The sequence below is a fragment of the Ralstonia sp. SET104 genome (assembly GCF_003851545.1).
Taxonomy (GTDB): domain Bacteria; phylum Pseudomonadota; class Gammaproteobacteria; order Burkholderiales; family Burkholderiaceae; genus Ralstonia.
Genome location: NZ_BHVX01000005.1, coordinates 268015 through 287492 on the forward strand (window position 1 = coordinate 268015; position 19478 = coordinate 287492).

Annotated in this window: 17 protein-coding genes; 8 read left to right on the forward strand and 9 right to left on the reverse strand. The window is 65.1% G+C overall.

Annotated elements, in window-relative coordinates:
• Positions 1-29: 29 nt before the first annotated feature.
• The gene (locus tag PSUB009319_RS09185; protein WP_124381909.1) at positions 30-749 is read right to left on the reverse strand and encodes an anti-sigma factor domain-containing protein; all 720 of its coding nucleotides are present in this window, start codon (positions 747-749) and stop codon (positions 30-32) included.
• Positions 749-1396 carry an RNA polymerase sigma factor gene (locus tag PSUB009319_RS09190; protein ID WP_124381910.1) on the reverse strand — a complete coding sequence of 216 codons (648 nt, stop codon included), beginning with the start codon at positions 1394-1396 and terminating at the stop codon, positions 749-751. The genes PSUB009319_RS09185 and PSUB009319_RS09190 overlap by 1 nt, the downstream gene beginning before the upstream one ends.
• 216 nt (positions 1397-1612) lie before the next feature.
• Here PSUB009319_RS09190 and PSUB009319_RS09195 point away from each other — a divergent pair, with 216 nt between their 5' ends.
• Positions 1613-2218: a ferritin-like domain-containing protein gene (locus tag PSUB009319_RS09195; RefSeq protein WP_124381911.1), complete on the forward strand. Its 606-nt coding sequence runs from the start codon at positions 1613-1615 to the stop codon at positions 2216-2218.
• 196 nt (positions 2219-2414) lie between these two features.
• Here PSUB009319_RS09195 and ppc read toward each other — a convergent pair whose 3' ends face one another.
• Complete coding sequence (gene ppc, locus PSUB009319_RS09205) at positions 2415-5468, reverse strand: phosphoenolpyruvate carboxylase (RefSeq protein WP_124381912.1); 3054 nt, start codon at positions 5466-5468, stop codon at positions 2415-2417.
• Between the two features lie 108 nt (positions 5469-5576).
• Here ppc and hemC point away from each other — a divergent pair, with 108 nt between their 5' ends.
• From hemC to PSUB009319_RS09220, 3 genes are read left to right on the forward strand one after another with little or no spacing between them, the layout of a single operon-like run.
• A complete protein-coding gene (hemC, locus tag PSUB009319_RS09210; RefSeq protein WP_124381913.1) occupies positions 5577-6593 on the forward strand; it encodes a hydroxymethylbilane synthase in 1017 nt (338 codons plus the stop codon).
• Positions 6594-6608: 15 nt separating this feature from the next.
• Entirely contained in the window at positions 6609-8729 is a 2121-nt protein-coding gene (gene hemDX, locus PSUB009319_RS09215; RefSeq protein WP_124381914.1) for a fused uroporphyrinogen-III synthase HemD/membrane protein HemX, read from the forward strand.
• Between the two features lie 2 nt (positions 8730-8731).
• Positions 8732-9925, forward strand: coding sequence for a heme biosynthesis protein HemY (locus PSUB009319_RS09220; protein WP_124381915.1), 1194 nt, complete (start codon positions 8732-8734; stop codon positions 9923-9925).
• 33 nt (positions 9926-9958) lie between these two features.
• Here the strand turns inward: PSUB009319_RS09220 and PSUB009319_RS09225 are convergent, their stop codons facing one another.
• The 5 genes from PSUB009319_RS09225 to PSUB009319_RS09245 form a co-directional block, all read right to left on the reverse strand.
• Positions 9959-10492: a cytochrome b/b6 domain-containing protein gene (locus PSUB009319_RS09225; protein WP_260392921.1), complete on the reverse strand. Its 534-nt coding sequence runs from the start codon at positions 10490-10492 to the stop codon at positions 9959-9961.
• A 4-nt stretch (positions 10493-10496) separates the two neighbouring features.
• Positions 10497-10763 (reverse strand): PepSY domain-containing protein, encoded by a 267-nt coding sequence (locus PSUB009319_RS09230; RefSeq protein WP_124381916.1) that lies wholly within the window; start codon positions 10761-10763, stop codon positions 10497-10499.
• A gap of 182 nt (positions 10764-10945) precedes the next feature.
• Complete coding sequence (locus PSUB009319_RS09235) at positions 10946-12268, reverse strand: MFS transporter (protein WP_124381917.1); 1323 nt, start codon at positions 12266-12268, stop codon at positions 10946-10948.
• Between the two features lie 164 nt (positions 12269-12432).
• Positions 12433-13191 carry an SDR family oxidoreductase gene (locus PSUB009319_RS09240; protein ID WP_124381918.1) on the reverse strand — a complete coding sequence of 253 codons (759 nt, stop codon included), beginning with the start codon at positions 13189-13191 and terminating at the stop codon, positions 12433-12435.
• 29 nt (positions 13192-13220) lie between these two features.
• The gene (locus tag PSUB009319_RS09245) at positions 13221-14657 is read right to left on the reverse strand and encodes an aldehyde dehydrogenase family protein (RefSeq protein WP_124381919.1); all 1437 of its coding nucleotides are present in this window, start codon (positions 14655-14657) and stop codon (positions 13221-13223) included.
• Positions 14658-14803: 146 nt separating this feature from the next.
• Between PSUB009319_RS09245 and ppa the strand changes: the two genes are divergently transcribed.
• Complete coding sequence (gene ppa / locus PSUB009319_RS09250) at positions 14804-15331, forward strand: inorganic diphosphatase (protein WP_124381920.1); 528 nt, start codon at positions 14804-14806, stop codon at positions 15329-15331.
• 300 nt (positions 15332-15631) lie between these two features.
• Positions 15632-15823: a hypothetical protein gene (locus PSUB009319_RS09255; protein WP_124381921.1), complete on the forward strand. Its 192-nt coding sequence runs from the start codon at positions 15632-15634 to the stop codon at positions 15821-15823.
• Positions 15824-15897: 74 nt separating this feature from the next.
• On the opposite strand, the gene PSUB009319_RS09260 is transcribed toward PSUB009319_RS09255, so the two are convergent.
• Entirely contained in the window at positions 15898-17130 is a 1233-nt protein-coding gene (locus PSUB009319_RS09260) for a GNAT family N-acetyltransferase (protein ID WP_124381922.1), read from the reverse strand.
• Between the two features lie 55 nt (positions 17131-17185).
• Here PSUB009319_RS09260 and PSUB009319_RS09265 point away from each other — a divergent pair, with 55 nt between their 5' ends.
• Both PSUB009319_RS09265 and PSUB009319_RS09270 read left to right on the forward strand, forming a co-directional pair.
• A complete protein-coding gene (locus PSUB009319_RS09265) occupies positions 17186-18823 on the forward strand; it encodes an NAD+ synthase (protein WP_124381923.1) in 1638 nt (545 codons plus the stop codon).
• A gap of 19 nt (positions 18824-18842) precedes the next feature.
• Entirely contained in the window at positions 18843-19469 is a 627-nt protein-coding gene (locus PSUB009319_RS09270) for a class I SAM-dependent methyltransferase (RefSeq protein ID WP_124381924.1), read from the forward strand.
• Positions 19470-19478: the final 9 nt, after the last annotated feature.

Genomic DNA, 19478 nt, shown 5'->3' on the forward strand with positions numbered 1-19478 from the left:
ATCGCCCGCTCAGCCCCTCAGCCGCCGGGCTACGGCGTGCTGCCGATCAGTGCGCCCTTGAAGACCACGGGCCCCGTCGGCCCGTCCGGGTTGGGCGAGCCGCCGCGCGGCTCCACGCTGATGGCCAGCGCTGACACTTGCCGCAACGGCTGCGCCACAGTCAGCCGCACGGCACGCTGGTGTCCGATCACCCCAAGTGACTGCGGGTGCTCGCCGGGCGGCAACGCCCAGAGCTGCAAGGCCTGTTCGGTGGTGAGCGGCGTCGCATCCAGCCGCTTGATCGACAGCGTGTTGGTGCGCACATCCCAGGTGACGAGGACGGCCGGCTGGGCCTGCGCATCCTGCAGCACGGCCACCGCGTTGGCGACGGGCACCTCGCGCAACTGCTGCGACAGCCGCAGGTTCAACCCGATTGCCACGGCCGCGAGGCCTGCCGCAACCACTGTGGCACCGCGCCAGAAGCCGGTGCCTTGCCAAAGCCGTTGCCAGAGGCTGTTCTGCGGCGGCGCTGGTTCGCGCCAGCCGAGCTGCACCTCCACCCGGCAGAGGATTTCCGGCAGCGGTGCCGTGGCGGGCTGCAATGCGGGCAGGTCAGCGAGGTAACGCTCCCAGCGCTCGACGGTCGCACGGATATCGTCATGGCGCCGGATCCACTGCTCGAACCGGCGGCGTGCGCCTGCGCGCAACGTGCCGACCGTATATTCGGCGGCCAGCTTGTCGGCAAGATCGGGGTGGCGGCGCGGGTCCATCAGGGCGCTCCGAGGCATTCGCGCAGGCGTTCCAGGCCGCGCCGCATCCAGGATTTGACGGTGCCCAGCGGCAGCGAAAGCGCTTGCGCCAGCTCGTTGTGCGACAAGTCACGCAGATACGCCAGCGTAACGATCTCACGCTGCTTCGGGTCCAGGCGCTTGATGCATTCGGCCAGGGCGCGGGCCTGCTGGCCGGCGAGCGCGATGTCAGCGGGACCGGGGGCGTGGTCGACCAGCGCTTCGGCGCAGGTTTCGTCCAGCGGCACGGATTCCTGCACACGTTCGGCATGCTGCCGGCGCAGGCAATCGAGTGCGCGGTTGCGCACGATGGCGGTCATCCAGGTCATCGGGGCGGCCATGTGCGGGCGGTAATCGCCCGCGTGGCGCCAGATGTTGACGAAGCTTTCTTGCAAGACGTCCTCGGCCCAATCCTTCCTGACCAAGATACGCAGCGCGAGCCCAAACAGTTTCGGGGCACTGCGTGCGTAGAGCGTGCGCAGGGCGTCGCGATCGCCCACACCGATGCGTTGCAGCAGGGCGGCCAACTCTTGCGCACCGGCATTTTGCGGCTGGCCTGTCGCGGCCGCCGACGGTGGGTCGGCGTCTTGCGCGGCGTGGTCTGCGGCGGTGTGCTGGAAGGTGAGCACGTGGGCGGCTTTGTGGAGGGGTCTGCCCAAAGTGTAGGAAGAAACCTGGACCACCGTGGGAATTCACGTGGGCCGCGCGGTGGCTTTTGCGTCCGGTCTGCATCCAGTTGGGTGTGCTCCGCGTATAAGCGGTCAGGCGCTGCGCAAACGCCCGCGATTCGCACCTCCGCATCAAGCGGGTCGCGCTTCGTCCCCACACATGCAAGGAGACCGACGATGGATACGACCAAAGAGATGGATCTGTTCGATGGTGACAACGCACGCATTGATGCGCGCCGCCGCGTGCTGCTGCGTGCGCCGGGGCTGATGGCATTGGGCTCGCTGGCGGCGGTGTCGCTGGGGCAATCGATGCCGGCCTGGGCGCAGACCCAAGCGGGCAGCGTGAAAGACGACATCAACATCCTGAATGTGGCGCTCGGGCTGGAGTACCAGGCCATTGCCGCGTATCAGGTGGGCGCGGAAAGCGGCCTGCTGCAAAAGCCCGTGCTGGCGACGGCGGTGAAATTCCAGGGTCATCACAAGGCGCACGCGGCAGTGCTGGCGGGCACGGTGTCCAAGCTGGGCGGCACGCCAGTCATGGAGAAGACGGTGGCGGAATACAACTTTCCGGTCAGCCAGTTGAAGAACCAGGCCGACGTGCTGCGCTTTGCTGCCGGGCTGGAGAAGGGCGCCACCTCCGCCTACCTGGGCGTGATGCCGAATTTCTACACGCGAGATTTGACCAAGGCTGCCGCCAGCATCCTGGGCGACGAGGCGATGCACTGGGCCGTGCTGCTCTCGGTGCTGGGTGAAGACCCGGTGCCGGTGGCGTTCATCAGTTAAAGGGTTTGTTGGGCCGCCACACCGGTTGCTCGTTACGGTGTGGCGGTTTTTTTGTGCCCGTCGAATGCTTCGACGATGCAATCGAGCAAGGCCCGCACGCGCACCAGTTGCGGGTGGGCCTGGGCGCGGCGGCAGACCAGCTCTGTCATCCCAATGCCCGCCGCCACCGCGCTGGCTGCCTGATTAACCGCTTGTTTTAGCCGCTATTGCGCAAGCCGGCTGCAATCCCGTTGATCGACAGATGGATGCCGCGCCGCACGCGCATGTCGTTGGCCCCAACCTTGTCGCTGCCGGTCTTGCCCGAACGGAAGCGCTTGAGCAGTTCAACCTGCAAGTGGTTCAGCGGGTCGAGGTACGGGAAGCGGTTCTTGATGGAACGCGCCAGCAGTGGGTTGTCGGCCAGCCGCTCAGATTGCCCGGTAATGGACGACAGGATCTGTTCCGTCAACGTGAACTCTGCCGAGATGCGCGAGAACACCGCGTTGCGCAGCTTGCGGTCTTCGCACAATTGCGCGTAGCGCGAGGCCACGTTCAGGTCGGCCTTGGATAGCACCATGTCCATGTTCGACAGCAGGTTCGCAAAGAACGGCCACTGCTTGTGCATGCGCTTGAGTGTGGCCAGGCGCGCGGCCTTGGCTTTTGCGTTGCCGGCGTCATCCAGCCAGCGCTGCACCGCGCTGCCGAAGCCGAACCAGCCCGGCAAAAGCAAGCGGCACTGACCCCACGAGAAGCCCCACGGAATCGCGCGCAGGTCTTCAATGCGGCGATGCTTCTTGTCCATCAGCTTGCGCGAGGCCGGGCGTGAACCGAGGTTCAGGTCGGCAATCTCGGTGATGGGCGTGGTGGCGAAGAAGTAATCCTTGAAGCCAGGGGTTTCATAGACGAGGTTGCGGTATGCGGCAAAGGCGTTGTCCGACAGCGCCTGCATGGCGGCTTCGAACTCTTCCAGGCCCTTCGGGCGGTTGCGCGTGGGCAGCAGCGTGGCTTCCAGCGTGGCCGCAACGATGGTCTCCAGGTTGCGCCGGCCGATCTCGGGGTTGGCGAACTTGCTGGAGATGATCTCGCCCTGCTCGGTCAGGCGGATCTGCCCGTTCACCGTGCCCGGCGGCTGCGACAGGATGGCCTGATAGGTTGGGCCGCCTCCTCGGCCCACCGTGCCGCCGCGGCCGTGGAACAGGCGCAGGCGCACGCCCTTGCGCTCGAACAGTTCCACCAGCGCCAGCTCGGCCTTGTACAGCTCCCAGTTAGAGGTGAGGAAGCCGCCGTCCTTGTTGGAATCCGAATAGCCGAGCATGACCTCCTGCTCGTTGCCCTGCGCGGCCAGCACCGCATCAAAGCCGGGCAGGGCGAGCAGGTCACCCATGATCTCGGGAGCGTTGCGCAAGTCTTCAATGGTTTCAAACAGCGGGATCACCATCACGTCCAGCGCCGCGCTACCGCTGCCATTGGCACCGGTGCGGAACATGCCGGCTTCCTTCTGCAGCAGCATCACTTCCAGCAAGTCGGATAGCGTCTCGGTGTGCGAGATGATGTAGTTGCGCACGATGCGGTTGCCGTAGCGGGCCCGCACCTCGCGCGCGGCGCGGAAGATGTCGATCTCCGACGTGGTCTGTTCGCTGTAGGTGTGGAACGGCAGCGTCAGCACGCGCGGCTGTTGCAGCTCGCGCAGCAGCAGCGTGCGCTTGTCAGCTTCGGATAGCGCGGCGTACGCGCCTTCCACACCGGCCACCTTCAGCAACTCGGCGACGGTCGCTTCATGCACGTCCGACACCTGCCGCAGGTCGATCGACGACAGATGGAAGCCGAACACATCAATCGCACGTGCCAATGAGGCGAGCCGCCCATCGGCCAGCACCTCGCCGTGGTGCGCGGCCAGTGAATCGATGACGATCTGGATGTCGGCGCGCAGCTCTTCCGCATTGTTGTAGGCCGGTGCGGGGCCAACAGCGTGGCGGCCTGCGTCTTCACCGGTCAGCTCACGGCAGGTGGCGGCCAGGCGTGCGTACACGCCGATCAGCGCACGGCGGTACGGCTCGTCCACGCGATGCTCGGAATGATCGGGCGAGCGCTCGGCCAGCGCTTGCAGCTCAGTGCTCACGTCCACCAGCGAGGTCGACATTGACAGCTCGGCGCCGAGCGCGTGAATCTCTTCCAGGTACCAGGCCAGGATCACGCTCGCCTGCTTGCGCGCGGCGTCGCGTAACGTCGTTGCCGTGACAAACGGATTGCCGTCGCGGTCGCCGCCGATCCACGAGCCCATCTGGAAGAAGGGCGGCAGCGGTGCGGGCTCGCCGCGTGCGCCACGACGCGGGAACACGGTGGCCACGTCCTCTTCCAGCTCACGGTACAGCGCGGGAATCTCGCGCAGAAACGTCGTCTGGTAGTACGACAGCGCGTTTTCGATTTCGTCGGCCACCATCAGGCGCGTGGTACGCAGCATGCGCGTCTGCCACAGCTTGGTGACGTGGGCGCGCAGCAGCGCGGTGTTGCGATCACGCTCACGCGTGGTGAGCGGTGCGTCGCGCTCGGCCAGCAGGCGGGCGATTTCGCGTTGCGCATCAAGCGTGCTCTTGCGCTGCACTTCGGTCGGGTGGGCGGTCAGCACCGGCACGATCAGCGCGGTCTCGAAAAAGCGGCGCAGCACGTCGCCTGACAGGCCTTCATCGGCGGCCGACAGCAGCGCGCGCATCAGGCTGCCCGGCTGCGGCGGCGATCCGGCCAGCGCATGCACGCGGCGGCGGCGGTTGTGGTGCTGGTCTTCGGCGATGTTCGCCAGGTGCGAGAAGTAGCTGAACGCGCGCACGACCGACGTGGTCTGGTCGCGCGACAGGGTTTTCAGCAGCCGGTCGAGTTCCTGCTCGGCCTGGCGGTCGCCGTCGCGGCGAAAGCGCACGGCGGTCTGGCGGATGGTTTCAACCGTTTCGAAGACGGTGCCGCCTTCCTGGTCCCGCAGCACATCGCCCAGCAGACGCCCCAGGAAGCGGATGTCTTCCTTCAACGGCTGATCTTTGGCCGCAGCGCTGCCCGACGAGCGCCGGGCGATGGGACCCAACGCGGGGCCAAGTGACGCGCCGTTGGCCTCGGCGGTGCCATTGCCCTTGCCCTTGGTTTTGGTTTTGGTTTTGGCGACTGGCGTGGTTGTCGGCTTTGCTGTGGCCTTGGCGGTTTTGCTGGTCTTGGGCGGCACGGCGGATGCCTTGCGGGCGGGGGTCGCGCGCGAGGAAGCGCGGCGCGCGGCGGGCTGCGTCATGGTGTCTCCTAGATTGGATCGGTAAGGTGCCTGAGCGGCCCTCTTTTCTGCATCATCCCGACGTGATGGGCGGACTGTCGCGAAAAAGCTGCGTGCTACCATTGCCGCATGTCTTCTAACGCCCACCCGACTCCCGTCGAATCCCAGCTTGCAACGACTCCTGCAGCCCAGGCGCCGAGCAAGCTCGTCATTGCCTCGCGCGAAAGCCGGCTTGCCCTCTGGCAGGCCGAACACGTGCGTGCTGCATTGCAAAAATACTATCCCGCGTGCGACGTGTCCATCCTTGGAATGACCACGCGCGGCGACCAGATTCTCGATCGCTCCCTCGCCAAGGTGGGCGGCAAAGGTTTGTTCGTGAAGGAACTGGAGGTCGCGCTGGCCGAGGGCCGGGCCGATCTGGCCGTCCATTCGCTCAAGGACGTGCCGATGGAGCTGCCGGACGGCTTTGCGCTGTCGACCATCCTCGAGCGCGAAGACCCTCGCGACGCCTTTGTTTCCAACGACTACGCCGATCTGGCCTCGCTGCCGGCCGGCGCCGTGGTGGGTACGTCCAGCCTGCGCCGTGAGGCTTCGCTGCGTGCGCGGTTCCCGCATCTGGTCATCCAGCCGCTGCGCGGTAACCTCGATACGCGCCTGGGCAAGCTTGACCGGGGCGACTACGCTGCGATCATCCTGGCCGCTGCCGGGCTCAAGCGATTGGGGTTGGCCCAACGCATTCGCAGCACAATCGCGCCAGAAGAATCGTTGCCCGCTGCGGGGCAGGGCGCGCTCGGTATCGAAATCCGCGCCGATCGCGCAGATGTGCAGGCCTGCCTCGCGCCACTGCATGATCAACCGACGGCGCTGGCCGTGACTGCCGAGCGCGCTGTCTCGCGCATCCTCGGCGGGTCTTGCCAGGTGCCGCTGGCCTCGTTCGCGCAGTGGTCGGACGCCGGTACGCTGCGCCTGCGCGCTTTCGTTGCCTCGCAAGACGGCACCCGCAAACTTGCCGTCGATGGCGAAGCCACACCGTCCACGCTGGCCGAAGCCGATGCACTGGGCGTGCGCGTTGCCCAGCAGATGCTGGCAGGTGGCGCGCGCGACATCCTCGCCATGCTGGGCGCTGACGCCCCGCCCGCCACCTAATCCCCACGGCACGCCATGGACGATCACTTGCCACTGTCATCGCCCGCGTCCAGCGCGCCTGCCGCATCCCCGCCCCTGGTGGTGGTCACGCGTCCGCGCGCGCAGGCGCCCATGCTGGTGGCGGCGCTTGAGCGCCACGGTCTGCGCACGCACCAGTTTCCGCTGCTCGACATTGCGCCGACGCCGAATCTCAGTGACCTGCGCGCCGCGCTGGGCGATCCGTCGCGCTATGCGCTGGTCGTGTTCGTCAGCCCGAATGCTGTGCAGCAGGCGTTTGCCGCCATGCCCGAAGGGTTCCGCTGGCCGCAGGAAGTGCCGGTGGCCGTGGTGGGCCCCGCAAGCGCTCAGGCGCTGGCTACGCACGGTGTCGCGCCGCCCGCGCATCGCGTGATCAAGCCCGACACGCACGCTGACGACGCACGCCAGGATTCCGAAGCGCTGTACGCACGGCTGGATGTGCCGTCGCTGCGTGGCCGTGAAGTGCTGATCGTGCGCGGCAACGGTGGCCGTGAATGGCTGGCCGATCAACTGCGCGAGGCCGGTGCATCGGTCCGCACGGTGGAGGCCTATCGCCGCAGCGTGCCCGTGCCCGACGCTGCTGCATGGCTGGCGCTGCGTGCCGTGCTTTCTTCTCGCCATGCCTGGACGCTTACCAGCTCCGAGGCCGTTCGCAATCTCGATGAACTGGCTCGTGCCAATCTGTCGCCCGCTGATCTCGACATACTGCATGGGGCGCCGTCCTTTGCTTCGCACGCCCGCATCGTCGAACAGGCCAAGTCGCTGGGTTTTCGCGACGTGACGCTGACCGGTGCCGGCGATGACCAACTGCTCGCCAGCGTGCTGGCCTGGGCAGGCCCCGTGCCAGCGCCAACGCCGGTACCGGCGGCACCTGCTGCGGCGTCGGCTGAATCGAATATTTCTCCTTCTTCTTCCACCGTGACGCAGACTCCCGTTCCCTCGTCCGCCCCCGCTTCTGCTTCGGCTTCCGCTGCATCCGCTGCATCCGCTGCATCAGAGGTGGGCAAGCCGAGCCCGGCGCCCGCGCCTGCTGCCTTTTCCCCCAGCATGACCGTGAACCACGCGCCGCGCCGTGGCGGCTGGTTGATCTGGGTGGTGCTCGTCGTTGTGGTGGCTGCCGTGGCAGCGCTGCAGGTACGCAACGAACGCCTTGCGCGCGATATCCGTCAGCGCGCGCAGCTGAACGAAGCCCTGGCGCAGGAGATGCGCGTGCTTTCGCGCGCTGACCAGGACGCCGTCGCCCAGTTGCAGCAGAAGTTCGGCGCACTGGATGCCCGCACCGTTGAAACGCGCGATCGTCAGACCACGCTGGAGCAGGCCAATCAAGACCTCCTGCGCAACCGCGACGACTGGCAGCGCGCCGAGATCCAGCGCTCGCTGGAGGTGGCCGCCGAACAACTGCAATTGACCGGTAACGTGCCCGGCGCGCTGGCTGCGCTGCAAACCGTTGACGCCCGCCTGGCCACGCTCGACAAGCCGCAGTTCAATGCCGTGCGCCGTGCGGTTTCGCGCGACATGGCCAAACTCAAGGCAATGCCGTCGTTTGATCTGGCAGGCGCTGCGCTGCGTCTGGATGACGCCATCAACGCGGTCGATACGCTGCCGCTCATCTCGTCGGCTCAGCCGCTGGATGCAGAACAGGCCGCGCAGGCGCCGCATGCAGCTGCCAAATCGACAAAGAACGCCAAGGCGCATGCCGGCGCATCGGAGCCAGCCGCGTCGGTGCCCGCAAACCCGGGGTGGTCGGCTGGGGTGCGCGCGTGGTGGGGCCGCTTGTGGAACGACGTGCGTAGCGAGCTCGGCCAGATCGTGCAGGTGCGCCGCGTTGACCAGACCGAGGCACTGCTGCTGTCTTCCGATCAAGCCTGGTTCTTGCGTGAAAACCTCAAGCTGCGCTTGATGAACGCGCGTCTGGCGCTGCTCTCGCGCAACGACGCCGTGTTTCACGCAGACCTGGGCCGCGCCGATACGCTGCTCGCGCGCTACTTCGACACGCAGTCTTCGCGCGTGAGCACGGTGCAGAATCAGCTGGCGCAAGTGCGCACGATGGTTGGCACGCTGCAGGTGCCGACGCTGGCTGACAGCCTTGCCGCCGTGCGCGGTTCGGGCAAGGAGTGAGCATGCGCTGGGTATTCTGGGTTGCGCTGCTGTTTGCCGCCGCCGTCGGGCTGGCGCTGTTTACCGAACTCAACCTGAGCAACGTTGTGCTGTTCTACCCGCCGTACCGGGTGGAGATGTCGCTCAATTTCGTGCTGGCGGCGCTACTGGTGACGTTCGTGGCGCTGCATCTGGTGATGCGCCTGTTCCACCATGTGGCGGGCATGCCCGCACGTGCGGCGGCGTATCGCGAGCGCAACCGTATCCTGAAGGCATCGGCAGCGCTGCGTGAGGCGATGGAAAGCCTGTTTGCCGGTCGTTTCGGTCATGCCGAGCGCCAGGCGCGTGAAGCACAAGCTTGGGAAGTGCAGCGCGAAACCGCGGCGCTCATCGGCGCCCGTGCTGCGCACCGCATGCAGGAGACGGAACGCCGCGACGCGTGGATGGCTGAAGTCGCCTCACCCGATCGCGAGCAAGCCAAGCTGGTGTCGATGGCCGAACTGCTGGTTGACGCGCGTGATGCGGAAGGCGCGCTGGAGAAGATCGCGCAATTGCAATCGCAGGGCTCACGCCAGATTCAGGCACAACGCATCGCCCTGCGCGCGCACCAGCATTTGAAGAACTGGGGCGAAGTGCTGCGCCTCACGCGCGCGCTGGAAAAGCGCAACGCCATCCATGCAGTGCTGGCGGCACGTCTTAAACAGATGGCGTGCGAAACGCTGCTGGCCGAGCGCCGCCACGACGCCGATGCGCTGAACGGTTTCTGGCGTGAACTGACCACCGAAGAGCGCCGCTCGCCGCGCATTGCGTCTCAGGCGGCGCTGTACTTCGCAAAGCTTGGCCGCACCGATGATGCCAAGCGCATCGTCGAAGACGGCTTGAAGACCCACTGGGATGGCCGCCTGATCCGCCGCTATGCCGATTGCGCCGTGCCCGGCAAGGCGCTGCCGCTGATCCAGCAAGCAGAGAAATGGCTCGCCCAGCATCCAGTGGATGCCGACTTGTTTTACACGCTCGGCATGCTGTGCTTTAAGGAGCAACTCTGGGGCAAGGCGCAGTCGAACCTCGAGTCTGCGTTGAAGTATGCAGACGCTGATCACTCCGGCAATCTGCGCGCCCATGCGCATCTGGCGCTGGCACAGATGTATGAGCAGACCGAACGCATGGAAGAGGCCCAGCGCCACTACCGGCAGAGTGCGCTGTTGGCGGTCAAGTAAATCGGAGTCAAGTAAATCGGATAGAGCGCCGCGCTAGTCGTGGCGCTTTTTCTTGCCCGTGAGCATCGCAAGGATGAGGTTGTTCTTGTGCAGCAGGCTCATGACAATCGCTGCGCTGATATGCACAGCCACCAGCGCGGCCAATGTGTACGCCAGCCAGGCGTGCAGATCTCGCGGCCAGTCCTCACCCCAGAGCCCATCAAGCCGCGATAGCCAGCCCGTCACGGCCAGCGCGACGATCAGCGCCCACATGGCGAGCATGCCCAGCGCACCGATTGGGTTGTGGCTCGCAAACTTCATCGGTGTGCCTGCCCGCAGCGACGTGGCATAGCGGCGCAGGATCGACAGGCGCGGCCACCACGTGGCAAAGCGCGCGTTCACGCCTCCCACCACGCCCCACGCTAACCGCAGTGCAACCAATGCGGCAGCTACATAGCCCAGGTTGCGGTGCAGGGGGCCGCCGGAATCTTCAAACAAGTCCCACAGCACCAGCGCCGCCACGCTCCAATGCGTGATGCGAACAACGCGGTCCCACACCGGCACGCATGTTGGCGACTCTGGTGCCACTGATTTACTTCTCGATCTCGGATTTCACGACTTCCAGCGTTTTGGTGTCGTAGTAGATCTCGGCCTTTTTGCCGTCTTTGTTGGTGCCGTAGATCTCATAGCAGTTGCCATCCACCTTGAACTTCTTGATGGAATAGCCCTCCGCTTTGATCTTGGCCTGGGCTTCTGCCTCGGGCATCCATTCGTTCTTCGGGTGCTTGGCGCATTTGGCGCCGGCAAACGCGCTCGTGGAGCAGGCGATGGCCAGGGCGGCGACGGTGATCTTCAGCATGCGGTCTCCTTGTGCGTGACGGTTCGAGGAGAGGGCAGGCTAGAGTAAATAAGAATGAGTCGCAATATGGGAATTCGACAGAAACCGGTTGGCCGTAATGCAACGGAAAGGAATGGGAGCGTGCCGGAAAAGCGGAGGGAAGGCGCCACCGCGCGCAACGGTGGCGCAAGTCCGGGGCGGTCTTACTTGTTCACCATCCGCGCAGGCACGGAAAGCGTGAGGATCGCGCCCAGCACCATCGACGCGGCCAGCATGTACATGCCGGAATCGGTGCTTTTGGTGGCGTCTTTCAGCCAGCCGACGGCGTAGGGGCTCAGGAAACCCGCCAGGTTGCCCAGCGAGTTGATCAGCGCAATGCCGGCGGCGGCGCCAGTGCCGGCCAGGAAGGCGGTCGGCAGGCTCCAGAACAGCGGCAGCGTGACCATGATGCCCATCGTGCCGAGTGTGAGCGCGGCCATGGCCAGTGTGGTGTTGGTGTGCCACACGGCCGAGAGCACCAGCCCCACCGCGCCCGCGACGGCGGGAATGGCGATGTGCCAGCGGCGCTCACACGTGCGGTCGGAGCTGCGGGCGACCAGAATCATGGCGAGCACCGCCGCGCCATACGGAATCGCCGTCAGCAAGCCCACTGACAATGGATCGGCCACGCCCGTCTGCTTGATCAGCGTCGGCAGCCAGAAGCTCACACCGTACAGGCCCATCACGAAGGTGAAGTAGATCAGGCTCATCAGCCACACGCGCGGGCTGGCCATCACGGTGCTGATGGGCGGGTCTTCCTTGTCGGCGTCTTCTGCTGCCACGTTGCGGGCGAGCAGGGCTTTCTCATCGCCGGTGAGCCACTTGGCGTGGCTGATGCGGTCATCCAGATAGAGCAGCACGACGATGCCGATGATGACCGACGGGATGCCCTCGATCAGGAACATCCACTGCCAGCCGGCCAGGCCATAGACACCGGCGAAGCTCTTCAGCGCCCAGCCCGAGAGCGGCCCGCCGATCACCCCCGAAAGCGCCACCGCCGTCATGAAGAACGTGGTGGTGCGCCCGCGCCGCTGTGCCGGATACCAGTAGGTGAGATACAGGATGATGCCGGGGAAGAAACCGGCCTCGGCCAGCCCCAGCAGGAAACGCATCACATAGAACATGGACGGCGTGGTCACGAACATCATGGCTGCCGAGATGATGCCCCACGAGATCATGATCCGCGCGATCCAGATGCGCGCGCCCACGCGGTGCAGGATCACGTTGCTCGGCACCTCAAAGAGGAAGTAGCCGATGAAGAAGATGCCCGCGCCCAGGCCGTAGATGGTTTCGCTGAACTTGAGGTCGTTGAGCATCTGCAACTTGGCAAAGCCCACGTTGACGCGGTCGAGATATGCGACCACGTAGCACAACAGCAGAAACGGAACCAGACGCCACGTCACCTTGCGGTAGGTGGCTTCTTCGAAATCACTTGCGGATTGCGGCAGCGTGCTCGCGCTACCCAGCGGTGGGGTGTTGGTGGCCATCGGGTCTCCTGTCTTGTCGTGGAATCAGACCGATTGCATTGCGTCGCAGCGCTTTCTTGTCCCTGGTCGGCGCCGCCACATCGGTCCATCAGAACCGCCACCGCATTCTGCGCCCTCTCGCGCGGCATCGCCAAGCCGCCCGGCGGCAGGGTCTGCACTGATGCCTACACGCAGCGCCCGCCGTCCACCTCCAGGCACGCGCCGGTGATGAACTCGGCTTCGTCCGACGCCAGATACAGGCACGCATTGGCCACATCCTGCGGCGTGGACAGCCGCCCCATCGGGATCGTCGCCAGAAAGCGCGCGCGGTTCTCGGGCGTATCGGGCATGCCCATGAACTGCTCGATGAGGCCCGTGGCGCCCATCACCGGGTTGACGCAGTTCACGCGGATCTTGTCGGGGCCAAGCTCCGCCGCCATCGCTTTGCTGGCCGTGATGACGGCCCCCTTGCTGGCGTTGTACCAAACGAGTCCCGGCCGCGGCCGGATCCCGGCGGTGGACGCCACGTTGACGAACACGCCGCCGCCGCGCTCGCGGAAGTGCGGCACCATGTGGCGCGCAGTCCAGTAGATGCTCTTTACGTTGACGGCCATCACACGGTCGAACTCGTCTTCCGTGATCTGCAGGATCGGCTTGTTCTTGTGCGTGGTGCCCGCGTTGTTGATGACGATGTGAAGATCGCCATAGCGCGCAAGCGTGGCGCCCAGCAGCTTGGCGACGGAATCGCCGTTCGAGACGTCGGCCTGCACGAAATGCGCATCGCCACCGGCCACACGAATGGCGCTGGCCACGCGCTCGCCCGCCTCCGCATTCAGGTCGTTGACGATGACGCGCGCGCCTTCGCGGGCAAAGGTGTTGGCGATGCCCTCGCCGAAACCCGAACCCGCGCCTGTGACGATGGCGATTTTTCCGGCAAGCCGCATGGTTGTCTCCTCGTGTGGCGTGGGTTGTTTTAGCCGTGACGGATAGCGATGGTCTTGAGCGTGGTGAAGCCGTACAGCGCTTCAAAGCCCTTCTCGCGCCCGTGGCCCGATTGGCCCGTGCCGCCGAAGGGCAACTCTACGCCGCCGCCTGCGCCGTAGTTGTTGACGAAGACCTGGCCGGCCTTGAGTTTGCGCGCCAGGCGCATCTGTCGGCCGCCGTCATGCGTCCACACACCGGCCACCAAGCCGTACGGCGTGCCGTTGGCCAGCGCCAGCGCCTCGGCCTCCGTGTCGAACGGCATGGCCGCCAGCAGCGGGCCGAACACCTCTTGTTGTGCCAGGCGGTGCGTGTGCGGCACGTCGCGCAGCAGCATTGGCGCCTGGTAGTAGCCCGTCTCGGGCGCTTCGGGCACCACCTGGCCTTGCGCCATCACCGGGATATTGGCGTGCTGGGCGTCAGACACGAAATCCCACACGCGCTGTTGTTGCTTGGGGTTGATCAGGGGCCCGCAATCCAGGTCCAGCGACGACGGGCCCACCTTGATCGATTCGAACACCGTGGCCAACCGGTCCAGCATCGCCTCGTACACGCTGCGCTCGATCAGCACGCGGCTGCCGGCCGAGCACGTCTGCCCGGCATTCTGAATGATGCCGTTCACCACGGCGGGAATGGCTGCCTCCAGATCGGCATCGGCAAACACGATCTGTGGAGATTTGCCGCCCAGTTCCAGCGTGACGGGCACGTGGTTTTCCGCCGCCGCCCGCACAATGACCTTGCCTGTTTCCGGCGATCCCGTGAATGACACATGGTTGATGCCCGGATGTGCCACCAGTGCCGCGCCTGCCTCGTGGCCGTAGCCGGTCACGATGTTGAGTGCGCCATCGGGCAGGCCGGCCTCGGCGGCCAGCTCGGCTACGCGCAGGACCGACAGGCAGGCGTCTTCTGCCGGCTTGACCACGCACGCGTTGCCTGCGGCCAATGCGGCGCCGACGCTGCGCCCGAAGATCTGCATCGGGTAGTTCCAGGGGATGATGTGCGCCGTCACGCCATGCGGCTCGCGCACGGTCAGCACAGTGGTATCCGCCGGATAGGGGATGGTCTGCCCATGCAGTTTGTCGGCCGCGCCGGCGTAGAACTCGAAGTAGCGGGCGATGGCGCGGGCATCGGCGCGCGCTTGGCGTATCGGCTTGCCGGTGTCGCGGGCTTCCAGGCGGGCGAGTTCTTCTTCGTGATCGGCCAGACGCAGGGCCACGCGCATGAGCAGCCGGCCACGCTCGGCCGGGCTGAGCTGGCCCCAGACGCCCTCAAAGGCACGCCGCGCGGCATGCACGGCCACGCTGATGTCGGTGGCATTGCCGCGCGCGATCTCGGCAAAGGGCTGGCCGTCAGACGGGTCGAACACCTTGATGCGCATCCCGGAATCGGGTGACATCAGACGGTTGGCGATGAAGTGCTGGGCATGCATGCGGGGTTCCTGCAAAAGATCGGCAACGCGCGATTTTCGCACGGGTGGGCCGGGGCTGCCGGGTGTCGGAGCTATAATGCCCGCCGACAGTTTTCACGCTTCTTTTCAACCATTTGCGTCGTTTTCGCGCATTCCGGAGCATTTCCATGAGCTTTAACAACGTCTCCCCGGGCAAGGACATTCCCAACGACTTCAACGTCATCATCGAGATTCCGGCGCAAAGCGACCCGGTCAAGTACGAAGCCGACAAGGAAACCGGCATGCTGTTCGTGGACCGCTTCGTTGGCACCGGCATGCGCTATCCGGCCAATTACGGTTTCATCCCGCAGACGCTGTCGGGCGACGGTGACCCGGTGGACGTGCTGGTCGTCACCCCGTTCCCGCTCATCCACGGCTGCGTGGTGCGCTGCCGTGCCCTGGGCATGCTCAAGATGACGGACGAATCCGGCGTGGACGCCAAGCTGGTTGCCGTGCCTGTCAACAAGCTGAGCCCGGCCACGGCCCACATGACCGATCTGTCGGACATCGGCCAGAACCTGCTGGACCAGATCAAGCACTTCTTCGAGCACTACAAGGCGCTGGAAGCCGGCAAGTGGGTCAAGGTCGAGGGCTGGGGCGGCATTGAAGAAGCCCACAAGGAAATCGCCGACGGCGTTGCCAACTATAGGAAGTAAGGTATTTCAGGATTTCGCTGTACGGCGTGTCTGACAAATCCCGGCCTCTGGGTGGAGCGCCGGGATTTTTTCTTCGTGATGCGGCAATCAGCGCAATGCACTGAGATTCGCTGATGCCCGTCAGATCGCCATCTGCGGCTGGCAATGGTTATGTATGCGTTTTCTGATAGGATTCGCAGATTGTGCATGCTTACCGCTCGGTAGTTCTGCTACACAGAGATTTAAGAAACGCTCATTTGCCCACCGGAAACGGCGCCTCTAGACTCCCCCTCAAGTTTGACTCCAACCCTTGGTACTGCGATGTTGAACAAGACCGTTGTCGTTCCCGTGCTTTCCGCCGTGGCCATGGCCGCATTTACCGTGTGGGCGTTGCTGGTGGGGCCGCCGGATGCAGCCCACGCTGGCGAGCGTGCTGCCGCATCGGCCTCCATGGCCGTTGATTCAAACGCAGCACACTGTGTGATCGCCCAGCAGAAGTCTGCCGCACAATAAGCTTGATCTTCGCGTCCGCCGTTCGTGCGGACGCTGCCTTTGCTGCTTCTGCTGTTTTCTGCTGTTTCCTGCCGCTAGTCCGATTCCAGCCGCTGCCTGAACGGCGAGCGGTCTGTCAGTTCGTCCAGATACGCTTCCATGCCGGCCGTTTCGCGGTCGAGAAACCTGCCCACCGCATCGGCAAAGGCCGGATGTGCCAGCCAGTGCGCCGACAGTGTCGTCACGGGCTCGAAGCCGCGCGCCATTTTGTGCTCGCCTTGGGCGCCGCCCTCGAAAGTGCGGATGCCATGTTCGATGCAATACGCCAGTGGCTGGTAATACGCCGTCTCGAAATGCAGGCATGGGTGATGCTCGACCGCGCCCCAGTAACGGCCGTACATGACGGAAGCCTCGGGCCGCGGGTCGATCACCAGCAGCGCGCTGGCGATGTCGTTGCCGTCGCGCGAGGCGATCACCAGCAGCAGGTTCTCCGGCATTGTCTGGCCGATCTGGCGGAAGAACTCCAGGTTCAGATATGGCGACGAGTGATGCTCGCGATAGGTGGTGCGGTAGCAGCGGTGGAAGAAGCGCCAGTCGGCATCGTTAGCGGCTGCGCCTGGCACATGACGGAAGGTGATGCCGGCGTCGTGCACGCGGCGGCGCTCGGCGCGGATGTTCTTGCGCTTCTTCTGTTCCAGCGCGGCCAGAAAATCGTCGAAGCCCGCAAAGCCCGGATTGCACCAATGGAACTGCACCCCTTGCCGCAGCAGCATGCCGGCGGCGCGCAGTTGCTCGGCCTCGTCGGCGGTGGGAAAGAGCACATGCAATGACGACAACCCGCTCTGCTGCGCAACGGCCAGCAGCGTGTCGACCAGCGCCGCGCGTGCAACCGCATCCCGCGCCAGCAGCCGCGCGCCCTGCACCGGCGTAAAAGGCACCGCTGACAGCCATTTCGGGTAGTACTCCAGCCCATGCTGGGCATACGCATTGGCCCACGCCCAGTCGAAGACGTATTCGCCGTAGGAATGGCCCTTCACGTACAGCGGAGTTGCCGCGACAAGCACGTCGCCATCGGCACCGTCTTCCCACAGCGTCAGGTATTGCGGTGACCAGCCGGTGTCGGGCGATGCGCTGCCGCTCTCATGCAGGGCATGCAGGAAATCGAAGCGCAGAAAAGGCGTTGCCTCGGGCTGAAGGGCGAGCAGAGCATCCCACGCATCGCGGCCGATGTCGCGCAGATCGGTCACAAGTCGCGTGCGATAATTGGTCAATTCGTGTCGCGAACCAGTGCGCACTGGAGGCTCGGGAACAAGAGGGCGAGAGGTCATGCTGCCGATTCTAATTCCAGCTTCGCGTGCCGCGCTTGCAATCCACATTGCCCCCATGACCGTCTCTGTCGCTCTCGCCCAGATCAACTGCACCGTCGGCGATTTCGCCGGCAATGCTGCCCGCATCGTCGCCGCTGCGCGCGAAGCGCACCAGGCCGGTGCGCGCATTCTCCTCACGCCGGAACTGTCGCTCACGGGTTATCCGCCCGAAGACCTGCTGCTGCGCCCGGCCTTCATTGACGCCAGCACCCGCGCGCTCGACGCGCTCATCGCCGAGTTGGCGGCCTTCCCGGGTTTGCACGTGCTGATCGGGCACCCGCAAGTTTCGCTGGAAGCCCCGGCGCCTGGCGTGTTGCCCAAGCCTGCCAACAGCGCCACCGTGGCCGTAGACGGCCGCGTGGTCGGCCGCTACAACAAGCTCGAACTGCCCAATAACGAAGTCTTCGACGAGAAACGCTACTTCCAGCCCGGCACCGAGCCCTTCGTGTTCGAGGTGGACGGCACGCGCTTCGGCATCATCATCTGCGAAGACGCGTGGTATGCCACGGCCACGGCCTATGCCAAGGCGGCCGGCGCGCAGGTGGTGCTCATTCCCAATGCCTCGCCGTACCACCTCGACAAGGAAGATCTGCGCGAGCGAATCATTGGTGCGCGAGTGAAGGAATCGGGCTTGCCGCATGTGTACGTGAATCTGGTCGGCGGCCAGGACGAACTTGTGTTCGACGGCGGCTCGTTCGTGCTCGATGCACAGGGCCAGGTCGTCGTGCGGATGGCGCAGTTTGCTGAAGGTGTCGGCTATGTGCGGTTCGACGGCGGTCTGGCGCTGCCTGGCACGATCGTGCCCGAGGCCTCGCTCGAAGCGCAGGTGTACGAGGCGCTCAAGCTCGGCGTGCGCGATTACCTCGGCAAGAATGGTTTCCCGGGCGCCATCATCGGCCTGTCGGGCGGTGTGGATTCCGCGCTGGTGCTGGCGATTGCCGTCGATGCGCTCGGCGCCGATCGCGTGCGCGCGGTGATGATGCCCTCGCGCTATACGGCCGATATCTCGTGGGTTGACGCCCGCGACATGGCTGCCCGCCTGGGCGTGCAGTACGACGAAATCCCTATCGCGCCGATGTTCGATGCGTTCAGGGGCGCGCTGGCGGAGGAATTCCGCAACTTGCCGGAAGATGCCACCGAGGAGAACATCCAGGCGCGCATTCGCGGCACGCTGCTGATGGCGCTGTCCAACAAGAGCGGCCGCATTGTGCTGACCACCGGCAACAAGAGCGAGATGGCAGTCGGCTACTGCACGTTGTACGGCGACATGGCGGGCGGCTTTGCCGTCATCAAGGACATCTTCAAGACGCTGGTCTACCGGCTGTGCCGTTATCGCAATACGCTGTCGGAGGTGATTCCGGAGCGCATCCTGACGCGCGCGCCGTCGGCCGAACTGCGCGAGAACCAGACCGACCAGGACAGCCTGCCCGAATACGATGCGCTCGATGCCATCGTGCAGCGCTACATGGAGCAGAACCAGCGCGTGAGCGACATCATTGCCGCCGGGTTTGCCGAGGCCGACGTGCAAAAGATCGTGCGCCTCATCAAGATCAATGAGTACAAGCGACGCCAGGCCCCGGTGGGCGTGCGCGTGACGCAGCGTGCGTTCGGACGCGATTGGCGGTATCCGATCACGTCGCGCTTCAAGGAATAAGCCGAGAGCGCCCATCGCCATGCTCGACTACTACGCCAAACGCGCCCCCGAATACGAACGCATCTATGCGAAACCGGAACGGCAGGGCGATTTGGCGTGGCTGAAGGCACGCGTGCGAGACCTTACACGCAGCGCGCGGGTGCTGGACCTGGCCTGCGGCACTGGTTTTTGGACCGAGGCGATGACGGACGCACGCAGCATCGTCGGCGCAGACTACAACGACGCGGTGCTGTGCATTGCACGCGGCAAGGGCATTGCCGGCGCAGCGTTCGTGCGGGCCGACAACGATGCGCTGCCGTTTGCGCCCGGCACATTCGATGTGATGACAGCGGGCTGCTGGTGGTCGCACGTGCCGCAGCAGCACCTGCGCCAGCACGTTGAAGGGCTGCACCGCGCGCTGGGGCCAGGCGTACGTGTGCTGTGGTTTGATAATCACTATGTGTTTGGCTCCAGCACGCCTGTCGCCTACCACGACGAACATGGCAACACGTGGCAGCGGCGTGCCTTGCGCGACGGCAGCGAGCATGATGTGCTGAAGAACTTCCCCGACGATCCGACCCTGCTGCAGACGGTGGCTGGCATCGCCCAGGATGTGCGCATTAACCGGCTCCAGTATTATTGGACGCTTGAATACCTCACCAACTAATCAGCGAGA